This is a genomic window from Propioniciclava sp. LT294 (assembly GCF_059516005.1).
The window spans coordinates 272,546-293,811 of sequence record NZ_JCAKNG010000003.1; the positions used below are offsets into that span (position 1 = coordinate 272,546).

The window sequence follows — 21,266 nt, forward strand, 5'->3', positions numbered from 1 at the left end:
CCCGGGAGGCACCCCCTTGCCTGAACACACACCCGCCCAGGAGGAACGATGAAGCCCACCGCGCGCCGATCGCGCCGGGAAGCGCTGATGGCCCTGCCGTGGCTCCTGCCCACCCTGATCCTCGTCGCGGCCGTGGTCATCTACCCGGCCGGCCTGATGGTCTGGACGGCCTTCCGCAAGTACAACTCCTACGGCATCGAGCGCGGCCCCGCCGGCCTCGACAACTTCATCGGCCCCGCGGGCGCCTTCACCTTCCCCACCGTGCCCATGGCCCGGATCTGGGTCAACACGGTGGTCTGGGTCGTGGTCGTGGTGCTCATCACCCTGGTGCTGTCCCTGCTGCTGGCCCAGTTCCTGAACAAGGACTTCCGGTTCCGCAAGCTGTTGCGCCTGGTGATCATCCTGCCGTGGGCGTCCTCGGTCGTCATGACCACCACGATCTTCAACTACGGCCTGCAGACCGACGTCGGCCTGTTCAACCGGCTGCTCGTCGACACCGGCATCCTCGACCGGGCGATCGGCTTCACCAAGGACCCGACGCTGGCCTTCTGGGCCGCCGTCTTCGTGGCGATCTACGTGTCGCTGCCCTTCACCACGTACACGATCCTCGCCGGCCTGCAGTCGATCCCCGAGGACGTGCTCGAGGCCGCGCACGTCGACGGCGCAGGCTCGGTGCAGCGCTACTGGAGCATCGTGTTCCCGATGCTGCGGCCCTCCATCGCGGTCGCGACCCTCATCAACATCATCAACGTCTTCAACTCGCTGCCGATCCTGAAGATCCTCAACGAGACGCCCGGCTACAACACCGGCCACACGACGACCACCCTGATCTTCGAGTACAAGGCCCAGCTGGGCCCCGGCGTCGCGAGTGCGCTGTCGCTGGTGAACTTCGCGTTCTGCCTCGTGATCATCGCCATCTACCTCGTCGTGGTGCAGCCCACCAAGGAGGTCTCCTGATGACCGTCACCGCCGCCACGGCCCGGACGGTCCCCGCCCGGCCCCCCCGAGGTCCCTCCTACCGCGGGGGCATCCACAAGCGTCCGAACCCCTTGGGCGTCGCGGTCGGCGCGATCGCCATCGTGGTGTTCTTCTCGTTCCCGTACCTGCTGATGTTCCTCACGTCGCTGAAGACCCGCATCGACGTGCAGAAGATTCCGCCGGAGTACCTGCCCCAGACCCCCGAGTGGGGGAACTACCTGGCCGTGTGGGCGTCCAACGTCGCCCCGGGCGGCGCCCTGGTGGCCACGACCGTCATCGCGTTCGGCGCCACCCTGCTGGTGTTGCTCGTCGCGACCCCGGCCGCCTACTACGTGGCGCGGTTCCGGTTCCCGGGACGCCTGGCGTTCCTGCTGGTCGTCCTCGTCACGCAGATGCTGCAGCCGACCGTGCTGGCCATCGGCCTCTACCAGGAGTTCGTGGGGTGGAAGGGCCACATGGTCTGGGTCGCCCTGATCCTGATCAACGGCGCGTTCAACCTCAGCTTCGCGATCTGGATCATGCAGGCCTTCTTCTCCTCGGTGCCCAAGGAGATCGACGAGGCCGCGCTCATCGACGGCGTCGGGCGCGTGCAGGCTCTGTTCCGCATCGCCCTGCCGCTCGTGTGGCCCGGCATCGTGACGGCGATCATCTTCGTGTTCGTCAACACCTGGAACGAGTACGCCGCCGCCTTCGTCCTGGTCCAGGACCCGTCCCTGCAGCCCCTGACCGTGGCCATGCCGCGCTACCTGGGCCTGTACATCCGCGACTGGCAGTACCTGTTCACCACCGCCCTGATCGCGATCGTGCCCGTGATCATCCTGTTCGCGTTCATCGAGAAGCGTCTGATCGGCGGCCTCACCGCCGGCTCGGTCAAGTAGCACCACCCGCATCCACGTCCCAGCGAAAGGCAGATCTCGTGATCCAGTTCGGCACCGGTGGTTGGCGCGCCATCATCGGGGACGGCTTCACCAAGGCCAATGTCCGGCTGCTCGTCCAGGGCCTGTGCGACCGCATGCACGCGGAGGGGGTCGCCGACCGGGGTGTCGTGGTCGGCTACGACCGCCGCTTCCTCTCCCAGGAGGCCGCCGAGTGGGCGTGCGAGGTGTTCGCCGGCAACGGCGTCCCCGTCACGCTGGTCAACCGTCCCGCGCCCACGCCGATGTTCATGTGGACCGTCGAGAACCTGGGCTGCGCCTACGGCATCGCCGTGACGGCGTCCCACAACCCGGCGATCTACAACGGCATCAAGGTCTTCACCGAGGGCGGCCGGGATGCCGAGGCCGAGGTCACCGACAGCCTCGGCGCGCACATCAACACGCTGTCGGACGCCGACGTCCGGGCCGTGCGGTTCGCGGACGCGCTGGCGTCCGGCGCCATCACCCCGCAGACCTCGATGAACTGGTACCTCGACGCCATCATCGACAAGCTCGACATGGAGGCGATCCGGCACCGCCACCTGCACATCGTGCTGGACCCGATGTTCGGGGTGGCCCAGACGTCGCTGCAGACGATCCTGATGACGGCGCGCTGCCAGGTCGACGTCATCAACGACCGCCACGACACCCTGTTCGGCGGGCGGATGCCCTCCCCGGGCGAGGGCACCCTCCAGCGCCTCACCCAGGAGGTGCTGCACCGCCGTGCCGACCTGGGGATCGCCACCGACGGCGACGCCGACCGGCTCGGCATCATCGACGACACCGGCGCGTACCTGAACCCCAACCAGGTCCTGGTCCTGCTGTACGAGTACCTGCTGACTCGCAAGGGCTGGACGGGTCCGGCGGTCCGCAACATGTCCACCACCCACCTGCTCGACCGGGTGGCGGCGGCGCACGGTGAGGTCTGCCACGAGGTGCCGGTCGGCTTCAAGTGGATCTCGGCGAAGATGGCCGAGACGGACGCCGTGATCGGCGGCGAGTCGTCGGGCGGGTTGACGGTGCGGGGGCACATCGCGGGCAAGGACGGGATCTACGCCGGGTCTCTGCTGGTCGAGATGGTGGCCGCCTCGGGCAAGAAGCTGTCCGAGCTGTGGGCCGACGTCGAGGCACGCTACGGCCGGCTCGAGATGGTGGAGCGCGCGTACGGCTTCACCCCCGAGCGCCGCGAGGAGCTCCAGGAGCGCGTGTTCGTCGACCATGACCTGCCCGACTTCGGGTTCGAGGTCGACCACATCGGCTGGACCGACGGCTGCAAGGTCTACTTCAGCCATGGGGGCTGGGCGACGATCCGGTTCTCCGGTACGGAGCCCGTCCTGCGGGTCTTCGCCGAGATGGAGAACCTGCAGGAGGCCGAGTCGGTGGCCGCGCGCATCTCCGCGCACCTGGGGCTGGCGTGATGGCGGGGGATCGCAGGCCCGTCCGCAAGGCCGTCGTGATGGCGCGCGGCCTGGGCTCGCGCATGAAGGCCGCGGCGGACGCCGCCCTGACGCCCGACCAGGCCGCCGCAGCGGCGTCCGGGGCGAAGGCGATGATGCCGCTGGGTGGGCGCCCGTTCCTCGATCACTCACTCTCACGGCTGGCCGACGCCGGGCTGACGCAGGTGTGCCTCGTGATCGGGCCGGAGCACCGGGCGATCCGCGACCACTACGACTCCCTCGACCTGGAGCGCCTCGAGATCTTCTACACGATCCAGGACGAGCCGCGCGGGACGGCCGATGCGGTGCTGTCCGCGGAGTGGTTCGCCGGCGAGGATCCCGTCGTCGTCATCAACGGCGACAACCTCTACCCGACCGAGGCGCTGGCCGCACTGGCGCGGGCCGAGGGGTCCGCGACGATCGGATTCTCGGTGGCCGGTCTGGTGGCCAACTCGAACATCCCCGCCGAGCGGATCGCCGCGTTCGCGGTGCTCGAGGTGGCCGAGGGCCGGCTCGCCGGCATCATCGAGAAGCCCACGGCCGAGCAGCTCCTCGACCTCGCCGGGGCCCCGGTGAGCATGAACTGCTGGGTCTTCACGCCCGCGGTGTTCGAGGCCTGCCGGCTGGTCGAGCCGTCGGCCCGCGGCGAGTACGAGATCACGGACGCCGTGCGCGCCCTGGTCGCCCGGGGGGAACGCATCGAGGTGCTGCCGTCCGACGCCGGTGTGCTCGACCTGTCCTCGCGTGGCGACGTCGCCGCCGTGGCGGCCCTGCTCGACGGCGCCCGGGTCCGGCTGTGAGTCCCGTGGTTCCTTCCGCGACCTGGCGCGTGCCCGGCCGCATCGAGGTCCTCGGCAAGCACACCGACTACGCCGGGGGCAACGTGCTGGTCTGCGCCGCGACCCAGGCCGTCACCGCGGTCGCTCGCCCCCTCGCCGCCCACGGCGGGCCGCGGCTGCTCGCCCGCTCGGCCGCGTTCCCCGGCGTCGTCGCCCTCCCCCCGGACGCCGACCCCCACCTGCCCGCCGGCCACTGGGGACGCTACGTCGCCACCGCCTGGCAGCGCCTGCGCGCCAACTTCGGCGACCTGCCCGCCGCCGAGCTGACCGTCGACTCCGACCTGCCGCTGGCCTCGGGGATGAGTTCGTCCTCGGCGCTCGTCGTCGCGGCTGCCCTGGCCCTGGCCGATCTGGCCGGCCTGCCGGAGACCGACCTGTGGGCGTCCGAACTGGGCGACGACCGCCTGCGCTGGGCGACCTACCTGGCCGCCATGGAGAACGGCACCACGGTGGGCCGCCTCACCGGCAGCGCCGGGGTGGGCACCCGCGGTGGTTCGGAGGACCACACCGGCATGCTCTGCTCCGAACCGGGCCGACTCGGCCAGTTCGGCTTCGACCCCGTCGCCCGCCACCGCCACGTCGCGCTCCCGCCCGGCCTGGTGTTCGTCATCGGGGTGAGCGGCGTGAGCGCGGAGAAGACCGGCTCCGCCCAAGCGCTCTACAACCGCGCCTCGGACGCCGTGGCCGGTGCCCTCGCCGCCTGGAACGAGCACACCGGGCGCACCGACCGCTCCCTCGCGGCCGCGGCCCGGGGGGAGGCCGACGCGCCGACCGCCCTGAGGCGCATCGCCGCCCGGGCCGGGCTGGGCGACCGCGTCGAGCACTTCCTCCAGGAGTCCGAGGTGCTCGTGCCCGCCGCGGCGGACGCGCTGGCCGCCGGCGACCTCGCCGCCTTCGGTGCCGTCGCCGACGACTCCCAGCACCTCGCCGAGACGCTGCTGGGCAACCAGGTGCCCCAGACCACGGCGCTGGCGGCCACCGCCCGCGAGCTGGGTGCGGTCGCGGCGTCCGCCTTCGGCGCGGGGTTCGGCGGGAGCGTGTGGGCGCTCGTCCCCCGCTCGGACGCCGGCCCCTTCGCCTCGGCCTGGCTGGAGCGCCACTCCCGCGCCTTCCCGGATCAGGCGGCTGCGGCGTCCGCCATCGTGACGGACGCCGCGGCCGCGGCCCAGCGCGTCCCGTCGGTGTGACCACGCGCCGGGGGGCCGCGGGGCTAGGGTTGCTGGCGTGAAGTTCCTCTTCCTCGGCGCCGGGGCGATCGGTACGTACATCGGTGGATCGCTCGCCGCCGCCGGGCACGGCGTGGCCTTCATCGAGCAACCCGCCCCCGCTGAGGTGATCGGCCGCGACGGCCTCGTGGTGGAGTCGACCTCCGGTCGCCTCGAGGTGCGGGACGTCGCCCTGTTCACCGACGCCGGCGCCGCGCTGGACGCAGGGCCCTGGGACGTCCTCGTCTTCGCGCTGAAGTCCTTCGACACGGTCGAGGCCGTCGAGCACCTGATGGCCACCGGACGTCCGGTGCCCCCGGTCCTGTCGCTGCAGAACGGGGTGGACAACGAGCCCGCGATCGCCGCCCGGCTGGGCGCCGACCAGGTCATCGCGGGCACGGTCACGACCTCGATCGGCAAGCCGGGCATCGGCCATGTGGTGGAGGAGAAGCACCGCGGTGTCGGCATCGCCCTGGGACACCCCCTCTCCGCGTCGCTGGTGGAAGCGCTCAACGACGCCCGTCTGGGTGCCCGGACGTACCCCGTCGCCGGCCCGATGAAGTGGTCGAAGCTGATCACCAACCTCCAGGGCAGCGCCACGTCGGCGATCCTCGACCTGCCGGTCTGCGATGTCTTCTCCGACCGCCGACTGCTCAACGTCGAGACCGCGTCCCTGCGTGAGTGCGTCGCCGTGATGCGCGCGCTCGGCCACGCCCCGGTCGACCTGCCGGGAACCCCCGTCCGCGCCCTCGCCTGGGCCGTCGAGACTCTCCCCCAATGGCTCACCCGGCCGATCTTCACCCGCGCGCTCGGCGGGTCGCGCGGGCACAAGATGCCCTCGCTGCACATCGACCTCCACAGCGGGCGCGGCCACTCCGAGGTCGGGTACCTGCACGGTGCGGTCGTCCGTCACGGCGCCTCCGTCGGTGTGCCGACCCCGGTCAACGCGGTGCTCACCTCCGTGCTCGAGGGCCTCACCGACGGCACCGAGGACGTGGAGGCCTTCCGCAGGAACCCCGAGGCGCTGCTCGCCCGCGTGGGGTGACCCTCGTGCGGCTACACCTGAGCTCGGATCTCGTCGAGCGTCGTCATGATCGTGACGGTCTCGTCGAGCGGCAGGAGAGGTGACTCGGTCGCACCGTCCGCAACCAGCTGGGCCAGGTGGGCAGCCTCGAAGCACAGCCCCAGGTGCCCCTCGATGCTGGGGCGATCCGACTCCACGACGTCACCGTCCCGCGTGATCAGGCGCACCACACCCGGCGTGTAGAAGTCGCCGTCCAACTCCAGACGGGCCTCGCTCCCGCTCAGGGACGCCGTGGCCGGGGTCTTGGCCGCCAGGGTGGTCGTCACCAGCGCCGTGGCCCCCGAGCCGTACTCGAGCACCGCCGACACCTGCCGATCCACGCCCGTCGAGGTCAGGGTGCCCCGCGCCGTCACCCGCGTCGGCGTCCCGAGCACGAGGGACGCGTACGAGACCGGGTAGACGCCCAGGTCGAGCAGGGCGCCGCCCGCCAGCTCGGGGGCGAAGAGCCGCGAAGCCGGGTCGAACGCGAACCACTGCCCGTGGTCGGCGATGAACGTCTCGAGCTCACCGAGCATCCCGTTCGCCACCACCTGACGGACGATGTCCGTCCGCGGCAGGAACCGCGTCCACATGGCCTCCAGGCAGGCAACACCCGCCGCCCGCGCGGCGTCCACGACCTCGCGCGCCTCGACGGCCGTCCGCGTGAACGACTTCTCGACGAGTACGTGCTTGCCGGCGGCGATGGCGAGCAGGGCGTGCTCCCGGTGGTGCGAGTGGGGTGAGGCCACGTAGACGGCGTCGACCTGGGGGTCGGACACCAACTCCTCGTACGAAGCGTGGGCCCGTTCGATGCCCCACCGGTCGGCGAAGGCCCGTGCCCGGTACGTCGAACGGGAACCCACCGCCACGATACGCTGGCGCGTGAAGCGTCCCAGCCCCTCGACGAAGGGGTTGGCGATGTTCCCGGGAGCGAGGACGCCCCACCGCAGCGGCGGCGCCTCGGCCGGATCGGGCGTGCGGGGCGAGGGAAGAGTGGCCATGCCTGATCCAACCACGGTTAGGGTGTCGCCATGACCGAGGTTCCCGACGGATCCGACCCGCACGCACTGGCCAACTGGTTGTTCGACCTGGCCCGTCTGGGCGACACCGACCGCCTCGCCGCCTACGTGGACGCGGGCGCACCGGTCGACCTCACCGACGCCAGTGGCAACACGCTGCTGATGCTCGCCGCCTACCACGAGCAGGCCGACACCGTCCGCGCGCTGATCGCCCGCGGCGCGGACGTCGACGCGCTCAACCATCGTGGCCAGTCCCCGCTGTCGGGTGCGGTCTTCAAGCAGGCGGACGCCGTGCTCTCGGCCCTGCTCGAGGCCGGCGCCGACCCGGACGCCGGCTCACCCTCGGCGCGCGCGACCGCGCAGATGTTCGGGCGCCCGGACCTCTTCGGCTGACGCCCGGGAGGCTCGTGGGTCTCGGTCCCCCGGGATGCGACCAGCGCCCTGGCGGACCAGGCGGGACTCGGCCGCGCTCACGGCACCAGCAACGGGATGACCAGCGAGATGGTCAGGCCGGCCAGGCCCATGGCCAGGCCGGAGAAGGCGCCCTGGGTCTGACCCTCCTGGAACGCACGCGAGGTGCCGATGCCGTGCGAGGCCACCCCCAGGGCGAGCCCCCGCGCGCGCGGATCGGTCACCCTGGCGACCGTCAACAGCCATGGCCCGAACACGGCTCCGCCCAACCCGGCCACCATCACGAACAGCACGGTGATCGCGGGCCAGCCCCCCAGCGATTCGGAGAGCGCCATCGCGATGGGGGTCGTGGACGACTTCGGTGCCATCGACAGGGCCAGCGCTTCCGAGCCGCCCAGCCACCTGGTCAGCCAGTAGCCGCTCAGGATCGAGAACACGGCCCCGAACACCACGGCCCCGAGCACCATGAGGGCCGCTTCCTTCACGTGCCACGCCTGCCGGTAGAGCGGCATCGCGAGCGCCACCGTGGCCGGCCCGAGCAGGAACGTGAGGACGCCGGCCCCCTCCGCGTACGACTCGTAGTCGATGCCCAGCACCACCAGCACCGTCCCGATGACGGCCGCGGCGACGAGCAGCGGGGTCAGCAGGGGGTTGCGTCCGGATCGCTCCCACAGCTTGTCGGCAGCCCAGTAGACGCCGACGGTGAAGGTGAGCGCGAACAACGGGGAGGTCGACAACCAGGCCCAGGTCTCGGCGAGCCTCATGCCGCCGCCCCCTCGGAGGACGCGTGCCGGGCGCGCCGGGGGCGCAGCAGCGTCGCCAGCCACCCGACGAGCAGGAAGGTGGCGACCCACGACACCACGGAGCCGACGACGGCGGGAATCCACTGGGCGGCGATCAGCGGCGCGACGACGATGAAACCGACCGTGCTCGGCAGGAACATGATCGGCAGGTAGTGCACCAGACGGTCGGCGGCCCGCACCGTCGAGCTGCCCTCCTTCGGGCGCCGCCACGCCAGCCACCCCAGGAAGACCACCATGCCGACGACGGGTCCCGGCACGGGCACCCCCGTCAGCCGTACCAACACCTCGCCGACCAGCTGGCAAGCGAGGATGATCGCGAGTCCACCAAGCATGGGGGCAGTCTCGCACCGGAGCCGTCGTGGACGCTCCCCGCGTCCGCCCGCGGACGTGGGTGGGCCGCACCGGAGTGGGGTGGAGCCACAGCAGTCGACATCGACGACTGAGGCCCTCCTAGGCTGGGGGCATGGACATCCTGGGCCTCCCGCTGCACCCCCTCGTCGTCCACCTCGCGGTGGTGGCCCTCCCCATCGGCGCGCTGGCCACCGTGGCATCGGTCGTCTCCCCCGCCTTCCGGGTGCGCTGGGCGCTGCTGTCGCTCGGGACGCTCACCGTGGGAGCCCTGGGAGCCGTGCTCGCCAAGATCAGCGGCGAGGCGCTCGCCGAGGTGCTCACCCCACCCGAACTCCACGCGACGTTGGGCAACGCCACCCTGCTCACCGCAGGGGGCACTGCCACGCTCGGTTGGTTGTGGTGGTTCCTGGAGCGGCGGCAGGCGAAGGCGCCCGCGGGAACGGCCGGCCTCGCGGCCATGATGCTCGGCGGGTTGCTCACCACGGCGGGGCTGGCCCTCGCCGTGCTGACGATCCTCACCGGCCATGCGGGCGCCCAGGCCACGTGGTCCAGCCGGATGACCGCAGCGGCCGGGGCCGCGCCCACGGCGTCCGCGCCCGCGACGTTCACGGTGGCCGAGGTCGCGGCCCACAACACACCCGCCTCCTGCTGGGCGATCGTCGACGGCGGCGTCTACGACCTGACGCGGTGGGCGGATCACCACCCCGGCGGTCGTGAGCGCATCCGCGCGTTGTGCGGCACCGACGCCACCGAGCAGTTCCGGATTCAGCACCGCGACGCGGCGCGACCGAACGCCCAGTTGTCCGCGTTGAGGATCGGCGACCTGAGCAGGTGAGGAGGCCCGAACCACCGGCGGCGCCGCAGGAGCGAAGCCCCGCGCGGGGTCGATAGGCTCTCCCCCATGACCGAAGCGCCTGTGGGATCCGACTTCATCCGCGACCAGATCCGTCGCGACAACGAGGCAGGGACTTACGGCGGGCGCGTCCAGACGCGGTTCCCCCCGGAGCCGAACGGCTACCTGCACATCGGCCACGCGAAGGCCATCGTCACCGACTTCGGCATCGCCGAGGACTTCGACGGCGTCTGCAACCTGCGACTGGACGACACCAACCCCGAGGCCGAGGACACCGAGTACGTCGAGGAGATCAAGGCCGACATCGCCTGGCTGGGCTACACGCCGGGCGTGACGGTGCACGCGTCCGACTACTTCGAGCAGCTCTACGCCTGGGCGGAGTACCTCGTCGGCGAGGGAAAGGCCTACGTCGACGACCAGGACGCCGAGACCATCTCCGCCCAGAAGGGGGGCTTCGGCCGGCCGGGCACCGACTCGCCGTACCGCGAACGGACGCCGGAGGAGAACCTCGACCTGCTGCGCCGGATGCGCGCCGGCGAATTCGCGGACGGCGAGCGCGTGCTGCGGGCGAAGATCGACATGGCCAGCGACGAGATGTGGCTGCGCGACCCGGTCATGTACCGGATCCGCCACGTGGAACACCACAACACCGGCGACGAGTGGGTCATCTATCCGACCTACGACTGGGCGCACGGCCAGAGTGACGCGATCGAGGGCGTGACGCACTCGCTGTGTTCGCTGGAGTTCGAGTCGCACCGCCCGCTGTACGACTGGTTCCTGGCGAACCTCCCGTTGGACCGGGCCGCGCCGAAGCAGCGCGAGTTCGCGCGGCTGGAACTGACCCACACCGTCACGTCCAAGCGTCGCCTGCGCACGCTCGTGGAGCAGGGTGTCGTGGACGGCTGGGACGATCCCCGCATGCCGACCCTGTCCGGCCTGCGTCGGCGCGGTTACCCGGCGTCGGCGATCCGGGCGTTCTGCGAGGCGGTCGGCATCACCCGCACCAACACGCGCAAGGCGATCGAGGAGCTCGAGTCCTTCGTCCGCCGCGACCTGAACGCCACCGCCCAGCGCCGCATGGCCGTCCTGCGCCCGCTCAAGCTGGTCCTCACGAACTGGCCCACCGACGCCGCGGGCGAGCCGGTCGTGGAGCACTTCGAGGTCGTCAACAACCCGGAGAACCCGCAGGACGGCGTCCGGTCGGTCGCGTTCAGCGGTGAGCTGTGGATCGAGTCGGACGACTTCGCGGAGGTGCCGCCGCCCAAGTTCTTCCGCCTCTCGCCGGGGCGCGAGGTCCGCCTGCGCGGCGCCTACCTGGTCACCGCCACCGACGTGGTGAAGGACGAGGCGGGTGAGGTCGTGCAGGTGAACGCGGTCGCCGACCTGGACTCCCGCGGCGGGAACGCCCCGGACGGGCGCAAGGTGAAGTCGACGATGCACTGGGTCTCGGCGCCGCACGCCGTGGACGCCCGGGTCGCGCTCTACGAGCGCCTGTTCACCACCGAGGTGCCGGGGGCCGCGACGGGCGAGGCGCTGGACGACGTCAACCCGGACAGCCGCGACATGCTGGACGCCAAGGTCGAGGCCGCGCTGGCCGACACCGCACCCGGCGATGTCGTGCAGTTCGAGCGCCTCGGCTACTTCGCCGCCGATCCCCGGACGCCCCTGCTCTTCCACCGGACCGTGGGCCTGCGCGACGAGTGGGCGTCGATCCAGAAGCGCGCCTGACTCGACGACGGGCCGGCGCTCGCCGCGCCCGAGTTTCTTGACTCACGGAAATAACAGGTCGCGGACCGGGCCGTGAAGCCCTACCGTGGTCCCTTGTGAGTCAGACCTTCAACCCGGTGCGCGCACGGATCGGCATTTCGCTGTTCTTCTTCACCAACGGCGCGATGATGGCGGGCATCCTGCCCCGGTATCCCGAGGTGAAGGCCATGTTCGAGTTGTCGAACACCGCCTTCGGGTTCATGGTCGCGATCGGACCGCTGGCGTCCATGCTGGCGTCCTCCCTTCCCGCACCCCTGATCCGCCGCTTCGGCGCGACCCGCACCGCGTTGATGTGGACGGTCGCCATGGCGCTCGCCATGATCCTGGCCGGCTTCGCGCCGCACTTCCTCGTCTTCGCGTTCGCTCTCGCCCTGGCCGGGTTCTCCGATGCCATCGTCGACGCCGCGCAGAACGTCCACGGCGTCCGCGTCGAGGATGCCTACGGCAAGACGATCATCAACTCCCTCCACGCCCTGTGGAGCCTCGGCGCCACGACGGGCGGTCTCATCGGCGCGTGGGCGGCCTCGCAGCGCATTCCGCTGTCGATCCACCTGAGCGGGGTCGCGCTCGGGCTCGTGCTGCTCGCGGCCCTGGCCACGAGGCTCGGGCACCTCCCCAACGGCGGACGCCCCGTCGTCGAGGACGAGCACGCGGACGTCCCGCCGACCACGCTGCCCAAGGGCGCGTGGGCCCTCATCCTGCCGCTGGTGTTCCTGGCGATCGCCGGCGTCCTCACGGAGGACATCGCCGCGAACTGGTCGGCCCTCTACCTCGTGCAGGTCGTGGGCGTCACCGTCGGCGTCGGCGGCCTCGGCTACGCGGTCATGCTGGCGGCCCAGTTCGTCGGTCGGTTGCTGGGCGACCCTGCCACCGACCGGTGGGGCCGCGTCAACGTCGCCCGCGTCGGCGGTGCGATGATCGCGGTCGGGGGCGTCCTGATCGTGTTCTTCCCCCTGCTTCCGACGGTGCTGATCGGCTACGCGCTCGCCGGGTACGGGTGCGCCACCATCGTCCCTGCGGCCTACGCCGCGGCCGGACGCCTCCGCGGCCTGCCGGAGGGCGCGGGCATCACGTACGTGAGTTGGCTGATGCGGGTCGGCTTCCTCGCGACGTCCCCCATCATCGGCTCGATCGCAGACCTCACCAGCCTGCGCGTCGGCCTGTTCCTACTGGTGCTGGGCGGGCTCGCGGTGACGTACCTGGCGAAGGTGCTGCGCCCCGTGGATCACGAGGGCTGACTCTCCCCCTGATGCATTTCCGGGTGGCAATACCCCAAGGATCCTTGGGGTATTGCCACCCGGAAATGCATCGGAGGCGCTACTCCGTGACGTCCGCGACCTGCGCGCCCAGCGCGGCGAGTGCCGCGTCGGCGTCCACCGTGATGCCGACGCCATGGGCGCCGCCGCCCATGGAGATGCGCCGGCCCAGGACCGCGGCGTCCGCGATGACCGGCCAGGGCTTCGTGGAGCCGAACGGCGTGATCGTCCCGCGCTCGTACCCCGTCACGTCACGGGCGGTGGTGGCGTCCGGCATCGAGAGGCGGTTGACGCCGAGCAGCGCGCGCAGCTTCGGCCAGGAGAACTCCCGATCACCGGGGACGAGCACGAACACGTAGTCGTCCTCACCACGCCGCACGACGATCGTCTTGACCAGGTCGCGCGGCTCGATGCCGCGGGCGGCCGCGGCCTCCTCCAGCGAGTTCACCCGGCCATGGCGGGTGACGGTGTGCTCCAGCCCGAGCGCGATGACGGCGTCGATCGCCGGCGTGGTGGCGTGGTCGTTCATGGGTGCAACCTACCCGCCGGCCCCATCGCCGCCTTCAAAACTGTCCGTGCGGGTGCCAGAGTGTTGCCATGGCGAAGGCACTCCGCACGACCCTCACGTTCCTCGGCGCGGCCGGCACGGTCACCGGCTCGAAGTACCTGCTCACGGTCGGTTCACGACGAGTCCTCATCGACTCGGGCATGTTCCAGGGGGAGAAGGAGTGGCGGCTGAAGAACTGGGAGGAGTTCCCGGTCGACCCCGCTTCCATCTCCGACATCGTGCTCACCCACGCGCACATGGATCATGTCGGCTACCTGCCGGCCCTGACCAGCCGCGGCTTCACCGGGCCGGTCTGGTGCACCGAGGGCACCCGGCAGTTGGCCGAGATCGTCCTGCGCGACGCCGCGAAGCTGCAGGAGCAGGAGGCCTCCGACGCGAACGAGGGCGGTTACTCCAAGCACGATCCCGCGCTCCCGCTCTACACGACCGACGACGTGGAGGCCATGCTCGGCCAGTTCGTCGCCCTCGAGTACGACACCGACTTCGAGCTCACCGGCAACGAGCGCCCCGGCTTCGACGCGAACCCGCACGAGACCGTCACCGTCCGGCTCACCCGGGCGGGGCACATCCTCGGCTCGGCCTCGGTGAACGTGTGGACGCCGTCGGCGTCGATCCTGTTCTCGGGCGACCTGGGCCGCAAGGACCATCCGGTGCTCAAACCACGCGAGATCCCCGAGGAGAGCGCCCCCTTCGTCGTGATCGAGTCGACGTACGGCGATCGTGAGCATCCCGAGCCGACGAACCTGCCCCACGAGGGGTTCGCCGACGTGATCCGGCGGACGATCGCCCGCGGCGGGTCCGTGGTGGTCCCCGCCTTCGCGATCGACCGCACGGAGGTGGTGCTGAAGACGATCTCGGACCTGGAGCGGACGGGGCGGATCCCCGACGTGCCGGTCTACGTCAACTCGCCCATGGGCGTCCGGGCGCTGCGCGTCTACCAGTCGTTGGCCGACGAGATCCGGGAGGACATCCGGCCGCAGGACTTCGTCTCGATCCCCGACCTGACCGCGGTCGAGTCGGCGGACGACTCCAAGAAGCTCACCGGACCGTCGGGCCATGGACCCGCCGTGATCATCTCGAGTTCGGGCATGGCCACGGGCGGCCGGGTGCTGCACCACCTCGAGACGCTCCTCCCCGACCCGCGCAACGCCGTGGTGCTGACGGGCTACCAAGCGGCGGGCACCCGGGGGCGCCAGCTGTCCGAGGGCGCGAGCCAGGTCAAGATCCGCGGCCGGTACATCCCGGTGAAGGCCGAGATCCACCACGACCGCGAGTTCAGCGTGCACGCCGACTGTTCGGACCTGCTGGACTGGCTGCGGGAGTTGGACCCGCAGCCGCAGCAGGTGTTCTGCGTCCATGGGGAACCCGACTCTGCGGCCGCCTTCGCAGCCCGCGTCAAGGCGGATCTGGGCATCGAGGCCGTGGTCCCGAGGTACGGCGAGGTCGTCCTGCTGGACACGGACGAACTCACGCCGCACCCCGGCACGCGCCCGGAGGCGCAGCCCCCCGCGGCACGCGCCGCGTCCGCCCGACCCGCACCGGCCGTCGCCCCGGTCCCCACCCCACCTCCCGCGGCGCCGCTCCCGGAGGGGGCGCCGCGCTACCGGCTCCTCACCGGCCCGGACGACACCGAGTTCTGCCGCCGGGTCAGCGAGGCATTGGACGCCGGCTACCAGCTCGCCGGGTCGCCCGCGTTGACCTTCGACGGTCAGAGGGTGATCGCGGGCCAGGCGGTGGTGTGGCCCGGCGAGAGTCCGTGGGGGCCTCCGCAGCCCGCCTCGGATGACGGGTCAGCGCCGCGGGGTTGACGGCCGGCGCACGTCGAGGATCTTCGCCGCCCGGGACAGCAACTTCACGAGCTTCTCGGCATCCTGGGCGCCGAGTTTCTCGGCCAGCGCGTCCTCGACACGCGTGGCGGCCGCTTCCTCGAGGCGCGCCCGCTCCTTGGGTGCCAGGTCGGCCCAACGCGAGCGGGCATCCTTGGGGTTCTTCTCCCACCTGACCTGGTCGCGCTCGGTCAACTTCGCCAACGAGGCCGACACGTGCGACTGGGCGAAGCCGGTGCGTTCGGTGATGTCGCGGACGGCGCTGCGCCCGTTCAACAGCAGGTCGTCCAGGATCGCCATCTCACCGGGTGTCGTGCCCTTGGCGACCTGGGCGTGCGTCATGTCTCCGGCCAGGCCAGAGAGACGGCGTCCGAGTTGGTGCAAGGTGGCGGCTCTCATGGGGCCATCTTATCCATCGTTGCCGATCAATCGCCAACGATGTAAAGTGGACAGACGTCCCACCGTCACCGATCGAGGAGCACCGCACATCATGGGCCGTTACGACCTGACCGCCACCAAGGTCGGCCAGCTGCTGGATGACCCGGCCGCCGTCGCCGTCATCGAGCGCCGCTACCCCGGCCTGACCAGCAAGCCCATGGTCGGCATGTTCAAGGGGATGATCGCGCAGAAGGCGCTCAGGATGGCCGCCGGCTACGTCAGCGACACCGAGGTGGCCGAGGTGTGCGCCGAGCTCGAGAGCCTCTGACCCGAACCCGCCTAGGCTGAGGGCGTGCTCACCCTCACCGGATTCACCGACGAGGCCCTCGCCACCTTCCCCGGGCAGACGCGCATGGCCTCCGCCGCCGGCCTCACCCACCTCGAGTTGCGTCGCATCGGTGTCCGCCCCACCCCCATCCTGAGGGCCTCCGGGCGCGCCGTGGCCGCCGCCGAGGAGGCCCTGGCCGCGCAGGGGCTCCGGGCCTCCTGCATCGCGACGGGAATCGGCAAGACAGCCGTGGACGCCCCCTTCGCCCCGCAGGTCACAGCGGTCAAGCGCGCGGCCGCCCTGGCGCACCGGTTCGGGACGCCGTACGTCCGGGTCTTCTCCTGGCACACCACCACCCCGGACGCCGACCGTCCCCGCGTGCTGCGACAGATGACCCTGCTCGCGCGCACCGCCGAGGCCGAGGGGGTGATCCTGCTGCACGAGAACGAGAAGGGCGTGTTCGGCGACACCGCGCAGCGCTGCCTCGAACTGGCCCGCTGCGGCGTGCGCCTGATCTTCGATCCGGCCAACTTCGTGCAATGCGGCGTCCGACCGTTCGGGCAGGCGTGGCCACTGCTGGCGGAACACGTCGAGTACCTCCACGCCAAGGACGCCCGCACCGCCACCCGCCGCGTGGTTCCCGTGGGGGCCGGCGATGGGGAGTGGCCAGAACTCGCGGCCGAACTCAGGGCGTCCGGGTGGTCCGGGTTCGTGTCGCTGGAACCGCACCTCGGGCTGGGCGGACGCGGGGGCCCCGTCACGCCACGACGGTGGGTGCGGGCCCTGAACACGCTGCGAGGGGTGCTCGGGATCTGACAAGGGGTTTCCCCACGACTCCCATCCCAGATGTGGTCCAGATGGCACCACCTCCGGCGGGCCGGTGGAAAGATGGCGGGGTGGCCTTCTCCTTCCCGATCAGCTCCCGGTTCGGCGATGAGCCCGCCGATCCGGTCGGCGACCTCTTCTCCGTGCTCAGCCGCGGGGACATCATCAGCTTCGCCGGCGGCATCCCCGACGGCGCGCTGTTCGACGTCGAGCCGATCAAGGAGAGCTTCGACCACGTCCTGACCCACCAGCCACGTCGGGCGCTGCAGTACGGTGCCACGCCGGGCGAGCCCGAGCTCCGGGCCGCGGCCGCCGCACTCGTCTCGCGCCACCTCCCCACGACCGCCGACGACATCCTCGTCACCTCGGGATCGCAGGAGGGCATCTACCTCGCGGCCCAGGCGCTCCTCTCCCCCGGCGACGTCGTGCTCGTCGAGGAGCCCACCTACCTGGCCGCCGTCCAGGCGTTCATGCTGAACAGCGCCCACCTGGTCGGGGTCGCCGCGGACGCCGAGGGCATGCTCCCCGAGGCCCTGGACAGGGCCATCGCCGAGCACGCCCCCAAGTTCGTGTACCTGATCCCGACGTTCGCCAACCCGTCCGGCAAGACCATGGGGCGACGCCGTCGCGAACGTATCGCCGAGATCCTGCTCCGCACCAACGTGGCGCTCCTCGAGGACGACCCGTACGGGCAGATCCGCTTCTCGGGCGAGCCGGTGTCACCGATCGCCTCGCTGCCCGGGATGGCCGAGCGGACGATCCTGCTGAACACGATGTCCAAGGTGATGGCACCGGGGCTCCGGGTGGGCTGGATGCGGGTCCAGGGTCCGCTGAAGAAGATCCTCGGCATCGCGAAGTCGGCGGTGACCCTGCAGTCCTCCGCGCTGAACCAGCTGGCCATCGCCCACTACCTCACCCACCACGACCTGGACGCCCACATCGCCGCCGTCGTGGGCCCCTACCGCGAGCGACGCGACGCCATGCACGCCGGCCTGCTGGCGATGCTCCCGGCCACGGCGACGGTGACGCGCCCCGACGGTGGCATGTTCTGCTGGGTGACGCTGGGTGATGACACCGACACCGCGGCGCTCCTCCCGATCGCCGTCGAGGAGGGCGTGGCGTTCGTGCCCGGCTGGAGCTTCTACGCCGCGGATCCGGATCGCAGCACGATGCGGCTCAGTTACGCGACCAATTCCCCCGACACCATCGCCGAGGGCCTGCGGCGGCTCGGGAAGGCGCTGCCCCACTGACCGCTGCCCGCGGCCCCCTGCTCCGCGGCCCCTCGCTCAGGCCGCGCGCATGGAGCAGGAGACCTCGCCCTGGAGGCGACGACGGAGCGCCCACGCGAGCAGCACGATGCCCAGCACCCCGAGGAACGGCTGGACCGGTCCGAACCACTGGAGCGCGCCGGTGTAGCCCAGCGCCAGGAGTGCCAGCTTGTTGCAGACCGGGCAGCCCACGGCGAAGTAGGCGAGCAGCCCGCCGGCCGTGCCCGCCCGGCCCCCGCGGGGGGCGTCCGCGCCACCCCGGACGTACGTGGCCATCACGAGACCGCCGAGCAACGCCGTCAGGGCGAGGACCGGCCACGCCCACCATGTCGTCGCGATCTCCCGCCCGAAGACAGGGTTGGGGATCATGGCGGTCGGGATCGCGATGACGAACACCGTGGCGACAGCGGCGATCGCGGCGCTGACCCAGCGGCGGGCCGGCCACGTGGTGAGCGTGCGCCACGGGCTCGGGTTCCGTTGCTCGACGAGGGCGTCCAGCGCTGGGGGCGCGGCGAGGCGCAACTGCGGGTCACGGATCAGGGCGTCCATCGGAACCTCCAGGTCGAGTGCGCTGGAGCATACCCCAGGGGGTATGGAAATTGCCACCGGATTGGACGCCCGCGCGACGCGGGTGTCCAATCTAAGGCATGGAAATCCTGGCCGACCTCGGTGACGTCAGCGTGGCACGCGCCACCCGCGAGCACATTTCGGCGATCGAGCGCCTGCTCGCCGACGACCCCACCTCGCCCCAGCACGTCGCCACGACGAACCTCGTGAGTGACGACCTGCTGGGAGAGAGTCCCGTCGAGGCGGATCTCGACGCCACCTTCACCCGCATCGACTCCGACCCCAACCAGACGCTGCTGGTCGTCCTGGACGACGGGGACCGCGCCATCGGCACCCTGCAGTTGAGCCTGTTGCCGACGATGGCGCGCGGCGGAGGGGTCCGGGCCATCGTGACCGGGGCACGCGTCCGGGCAGGCGCGGACTCGATCAGCATTTCGCGGCGGGTCTTCGAGTGGCTGACCGGCCACGCCCGGGACAAGGGCGCCCGCGTGCTGCTCGTGGTCACCGACAAGAACCGCGCCCACCTCCAAGGCTTCTACACGACGATGGGCTTCCGGGCGAGCCACGAGGGCCTCGTCCTCCCGCTCTGACCATCCCGCCGCGCGGGACGACGCTCACCGCGGCAGCGGGGCGTCCACGTTCACGCGGAGGTTCTGGTCCTCCGGGTATCTCTCGCCGATGATCTCGATCCTGTCCGCGGCGCGGGTGATCTCGTCCAGCTGGGCCGCCGACAGCACGACGTCCGCCGCGGCGACGTTCTCCTCGAGGCGGGAGATCCGCTTGGTCCCCGGGATCGGGGCGATCCACGGCCGCTGGGCGAGCAACCAGGCCAGCGCGATCTGGGCGGGCGTGGTACCGGCGTCGGACGCCAACCGCTTCAGCACGTCGACCAGCACCAGGTTGGCCTCGAGCGCCCCGCCTTGGAAACGCGGGGTGCTGGCGCGGAGGTCCTTCTCCCCGAACGTCGTCGACGCCGAGATCGCCCCGGTCAGGAAACCCTTGCCCAGCGGGCTGTAGGGCACCAGGCCGATGCCCAGCTCGTCCAGCACGGGGATCACGTCCTGCTCGCGCTCGCGCCACCACAGCGAGTACTCGCTCTGGACGGCAGCGACGGGGTGGACGGCGTGCGCACGGCGGATCGTGTTCGCCGCCGCCTCCGACAGCCCGAAGTGCAGCACCTTGCCCTCGGCGACCAGGTCGGCCACCGCCCCGGCCACGTCCTCGATCGGGACCGTGGGGTCGACGCGGTGCTGGTAGTAGAGGTCGATGTGGTCGGTGCGCAGGCGCCGCAAGGAACCCTCGACGGCCTGCTTGATGTGCTCGGGACGGCTGTTCAGGCCGAGGTTGCGTCCGTCCGCGTCGAACGCGAACGCGAACTTCGTCGCGATCACGACCTGGTCCCGGACGGGCTCGAGCGCCTCGCCGACGACGTCCTCGTTGGCGAAGGGCCCGTAGACCTCAGCGGTGTCGAAGAGGGTGACGCCGAGTTCGACCGCCCGCCGGATCACGGCGATGCTGTCGCTCCGGTCGGGCGGGCTGTCGGCGTACGCACCGGTGAAGCTCATGCAGCCGAGGCCGAGGGCGGAGACGGTGAGTCCGTCACCCAGGGTGCGTTGGTCCATGGAGGTGTCCTCTCTCGAGCGGGTTCTGATGTGTCGGCCACGGTCGGCCCGGGACGAGCAGGGCGATCATGAGTGGGTGCGCCACGGCCGGCACGCGTGTGTGAGGCGGGCGACGTGCAGCGTGAGGTAGGCGATCTCGTCCTCGGTGATCGGCTGGCCCAGCCGGATCTCGAGGATGTCAGCCACGCGCCGGGCGCACCGGTGGGCGTCCGGGTAGGCGGTGGCGATCGCGTCACGGAAGGTGACGGGGTGGTCGTCGACCTGGCCGGCGTTGTGCACACGGACGAAGAAGTACCGCAGGTGCGTGATGAAGCGTGCGACGTTGACCGACTCGCGGTCCAGCTTCATGTCGAACGCCCCCTCGATGACCTCGAAGACCTGCGTGAACACGCCGGTCATCCGGTAGGTCAGCGCCAGGTTGCCCGAGTCGAAGGCGGCGTTGACGAGGTGCAGTGCGATCGGGACGGCCTCCTCGCGGGGCAGGTCGACCTCGAGCTCGGCGTTGATCGCGTCCACCACCTGCTCGGCCCAGTGCAGTTCGCGCGGGTAGAGGTGGGCGATCTCGGCGCGCAGCGGGTACACGCCCTCCATGCCGCGCTCGATGCGCTTGATCGCGAAGCTGAGGTGGTCGGCCAGCGCCAGGACGGTGGTCGAGGAGGGGGCCCGCCGCAGTTCGGCCCACACCGGTGCCAGCACGCGGTCGACGAGGTGCACCAGTTCGGGCGCGATCGAGGCGAGCATCTGTCCGAAGTTGTCGGCGTTGCGGCCGTCCTCGGGCACGAACGTCTGCATGATCCTCGACGCGTCGACCTCCTGGCCGGGTCGCGCCTGGTACCCCAGGCCACGTCCGGTCAGGACGACCTCACGGCCGCCCGGGTCGCGCGCCAGGACGACGTTGGTGTTGAACACCCGCAGGATGTGCACGTCCGCCCCCTTCCTTCGTGTCAGATTGTCACGCGGGCGTCCGGTTGGGAACCGGACGCCCGCGC

23 protein-coding genes are annotated in these 21,266 nt (G+C 71.1%); 15 read left to right on the forward strand and 8 right to left on the reverse strand.

Annotated features, from left to right (window positions below; genetic code table 11):
• Positions 1–48: 48 nt before the first annotated feature.
• Genes AC5YDA_RS06150 through AC5YDA_RS06175 form a run of 6 tightly spaced genes read left to right on the forward strand, consistent with a single transcriptional unit; the run spans position 49 to position 6,417 of the window.
• A complete protein-coding gene (locus tag AC5YDA_RS06150; protein WP_496190173.1) occupies positions 49–957 on the forward strand; it encodes a carbohydrate ABC transporter permease in 909 nt (302 codons plus the stop codon).
• Positions 957–1,856, forward strand: coding sequence for a carbohydrate ABC transporter permease (locus tag AC5YDA_RS06155; protein WP_496190174.1), 900 nt, complete (start codon positions 957–959; stop codon positions 1,854–1,856). Before AC5YDA_RS06150 ends, AC5YDA_RS06155 begins: the two co-directional genes overlap by 1 nt.
• Positions 1,857–1,894: 38 nt before the next feature.
• The gene (locus AC5YDA_RS06160; protein ID WP_496190175.1) at positions 1,895–3,310 is read left to right on the forward strand and encodes a phosphoglucomutase/phosphomannomutase family protein; all 1,416 of its coding nucleotides are present in this window, start codon (positions 1,895–1,897) and stop codon (positions 3,308–3,310) included.
• Positions 3,310–4,128, forward strand: a complete 819-nt coding sequence (locus tag AC5YDA_RS06165) for a nucleotidyltransferase family protein (protein ID WP_496190176.1) — start codon at positions 3,310–3,312, stop codon at positions 4,126–4,128. The genes AC5YDA_RS06160 and AC5YDA_RS06165 overlap by 1 nt, the downstream gene beginning before the upstream one ends.
• A gap of 5 nt (positions 4,129–4,133) precedes the next feature.
• A complete protein-coding gene (locus tag AC5YDA_RS06170) occupies positions 4,134–5,354 on the forward strand; it encodes a galactokinase family protein (RefSeq protein ID WP_496190177.1) in 1,221 nt (406 codons plus the stop codon).
• A gap of 37 nt (positions 5,355–5,391) precedes the next feature.
• Complete coding sequence (locus AC5YDA_RS06175) at positions 5,392–6,417, forward strand: ketopantoate reductase family protein (protein ID WP_496190178.1); 1,026 nt, start codon at positions 5,392–5,394, stop codon at positions 6,415–6,417.
• A gap of 11 nt (positions 6,418–6,428) precedes the next feature.
• On the opposite strand, the gene AC5YDA_RS06180 is transcribed toward AC5YDA_RS06175, so the two are convergent.
• Positions 6,429–7,436, reverse strand: coding sequence for a Gfo/Idh/MocA family protein (locus tag AC5YDA_RS06180; protein ID WP_496190179.1), 1,008 nt, complete (start codon positions 7,434–7,436; stop codon positions 6,429–6,431).
• Positions 7,437–7,466: 30 nt separating this feature from the next.
• Here AC5YDA_RS06180 and AC5YDA_RS06185 point away from each other — a divergent pair, with 30 nt between their 5' ends.
• Complete coding sequence (locus AC5YDA_RS06185) at positions 7,467–7,847, forward strand: ankyrin repeat domain-containing protein (protein WP_496190180.1); 381 nt, start codon at positions 7,467–7,469, stop codon at positions 7,845–7,847.
• 77 nt (positions 7,848–7,924) lie between these two features.
• Here the strand turns inward: AC5YDA_RS06185 and AC5YDA_RS06190 are convergent, their stop codons facing one another.
• Positions 7,925–8,629: an LrgB family protein gene (locus tag AC5YDA_RS06190; protein WP_496190181.1), complete on the reverse strand. Its 705-nt coding sequence runs from the start codon at positions 8,627–8,629 to the stop codon at positions 7,925–7,927.
• Positions 8,626–9,000 carry a CidA/LrgA family protein gene (locus AC5YDA_RS06195; protein ID WP_496190182.1) on the reverse strand — a complete coding sequence of 125 codons (375 nt, stop codon included), beginning with the start codon at positions 8,998–9,000 and terminating at the stop codon, positions 8,626–8,628. The genes AC5YDA_RS06190 and AC5YDA_RS06195 overlap by 4 nt, the downstream gene beginning before the upstream one ends.
• Positions 9,001–9,131: 131 nt before the next feature.
• Here AC5YDA_RS06195 and AC5YDA_RS06200 point away from each other — a divergent pair, with 131 nt between their 5' ends.
• The 3 genes from AC5YDA_RS06200 to AC5YDA_RS06210 all read left to right on the forward strand — a co-directional run bounded on the left by AC5YDA_RS06200 (position 9,132) and on the right by AC5YDA_RS06210 (position 12,877).
• Complete coding sequence (locus tag AC5YDA_RS06200; protein ID WP_496190183.1) at positions 9,132–9,854, forward strand: cytochrome b5 domain-containing protein; 723 nt, start codon at positions 9,132–9,134, stop codon at positions 9,852–9,854.
• Between the two features lie 66 nt (positions 9,855–9,920).
• Positions 9,921–11,600: a glutamine--tRNA ligase/YqeY domain fusion protein gene (locus AC5YDA_RS06205; RefSeq protein WP_496190184.1), complete on the forward strand. Its 1,680-nt coding sequence runs from the start codon at positions 9,921–9,923 to the stop codon at positions 11,598–11,600.
• Positions 11,601–11,695: 95 nt separating this feature from the next.
• Positions 11,696–12,877, forward strand: a complete 1,182-nt coding sequence (locus tag AC5YDA_RS06210; RefSeq protein ID WP_496190185.1) for an MFS transporter — start codon at positions 11,696–11,698, stop codon at positions 12,875–12,877.
• 79 nt (positions 12,878–12,956) lie between these two features.
• Here AC5YDA_RS06210 and AC5YDA_RS06215 read toward each other — a convergent pair whose 3' ends face one another.
• Positions 12,957–13,424, reverse strand: a complete 468-nt coding sequence (locus tag AC5YDA_RS06215) for an aminoacyl-tRNA deacylase (RefSeq protein ID WP_496190186.1) — start codon at positions 13,422–13,424, stop codon at positions 12,957–12,959.
• Positions 13,425–13,492: 68 nt separating this feature from the next.
• On the opposite strand from AC5YDA_RS06215, the gene AC5YDA_RS06220 reads away from it, so the two are divergent.
• Positions 13,493–15,271 carry a DUF1737 domain-containing protein gene (locus tag AC5YDA_RS06220; protein WP_496190187.1) on the forward strand — a complete coding sequence of 593 codons (1,779 nt, stop codon included), beginning with the start codon at positions 13,493–13,495 and terminating at the stop codon, positions 15,269–15,271.
• Here the strand turns inward: AC5YDA_RS06220 and AC5YDA_RS06225 are convergent.
• Entirely contained in the window at positions 15,254–15,688 is a 435-nt protein-coding gene (locus tag AC5YDA_RS06225) for a winged helix DNA-binding protein (RefSeq protein ID WP_496190188.1), read from the reverse strand. The genes AC5YDA_RS06220 and AC5YDA_RS06225 overlap by 18 nt on opposite strands.
• Positions 15,689–15,734: 46 nt before the next feature.
• On the opposite strand from AC5YDA_RS06225, the gene AC5YDA_RS06230 reads away from it, so the two are divergent.
• The 3 genes from AC5YDA_RS06230 (at position 15,735) to AC5YDA_RS06240 (ending at position 18,070) form a co-directional block, all read left to right on the forward strand.
• Positions 15,735–15,995 (forward strand): hypothetical protein, encoded by a 261-nt coding sequence (locus tag AC5YDA_RS06230; protein WP_496190189.1) that lies wholly within the window; start codon positions 15,735–15,737, stop codon positions 15,993–15,995.
• Positions 15,996–16,019: 24 nt separating this feature from the next.
• Positions 16,020–16,811: a sugar phosphate isomerase/epimerase family protein gene (locus AC5YDA_RS06235; RefSeq protein WP_496190190.1), complete on the forward strand. Its 792-nt coding sequence runs from the start codon at positions 16,020–16,022 to the stop codon at positions 16,809–16,811.
• An 80-nt stretch (positions 16,812–16,891) separates the two neighbouring features.
• Positions 16,892–18,070 carry an aminotransferase-like domain-containing protein gene (locus AC5YDA_RS06240; protein ID WP_496190191.1) on the forward strand — a complete coding sequence of 393 codons (1,179 nt, stop codon included), beginning with the start codon at positions 16,892–16,894 and terminating at the stop codon, positions 18,068–18,070.
• Between the two features lie 36 nt (positions 18,071–18,106).
• Here the strand turns inward: AC5YDA_RS06240 and AC5YDA_RS06245 are convergent, their stop codons facing one another.
• Positions 18,107–18,637: a hypothetical protein gene (locus AC5YDA_RS06245; protein WP_496190192.1), complete on the reverse strand. Its 531-nt coding sequence runs from the start codon at positions 18,635–18,637 to the stop codon at positions 18,107–18,109.
• A gap of 98 nt (positions 18,638–18,735) precedes the next feature.
• Here AC5YDA_RS06245 and AC5YDA_RS06250 point away from each other — a divergent pair, with 98 nt between their 5' ends.
• Positions 18,736–19,245, forward strand: coding sequence for a GNAT family N-acetyltransferase (locus AC5YDA_RS06250; protein WP_496190193.1), 510 nt, complete (start codon positions 18,736–18,738; stop codon positions 19,243–19,245).
• Between the two features lie 24 nt (positions 19,246–19,269).
• Here the strand turns inward: AC5YDA_RS06250 and AC5YDA_RS06255 are convergent, their stop codons facing one another.
• On the reverse strand, positions 19,270–20,277 hold the full coding sequence (locus AC5YDA_RS06255) for an aldo/keto reductase (protein ID WP_496190194.1): 1,008 nt from the start codon (positions 20,275–20,277) through the stop codon (positions 19,270–19,272).
• Between the two features lie 66 nt (positions 20,278–20,343).
• Positions 20,344–21,201, reverse strand: coding sequence for a PRD domain-containing protein (locus AC5YDA_RS06260; RefSeq protein ID WP_496190195.1), 858 nt, complete (start codon positions 21,199–21,201; stop codon positions 20,344–20,346).
• Positions 21,202–21,266: the final 65 nt, after the last annotated feature.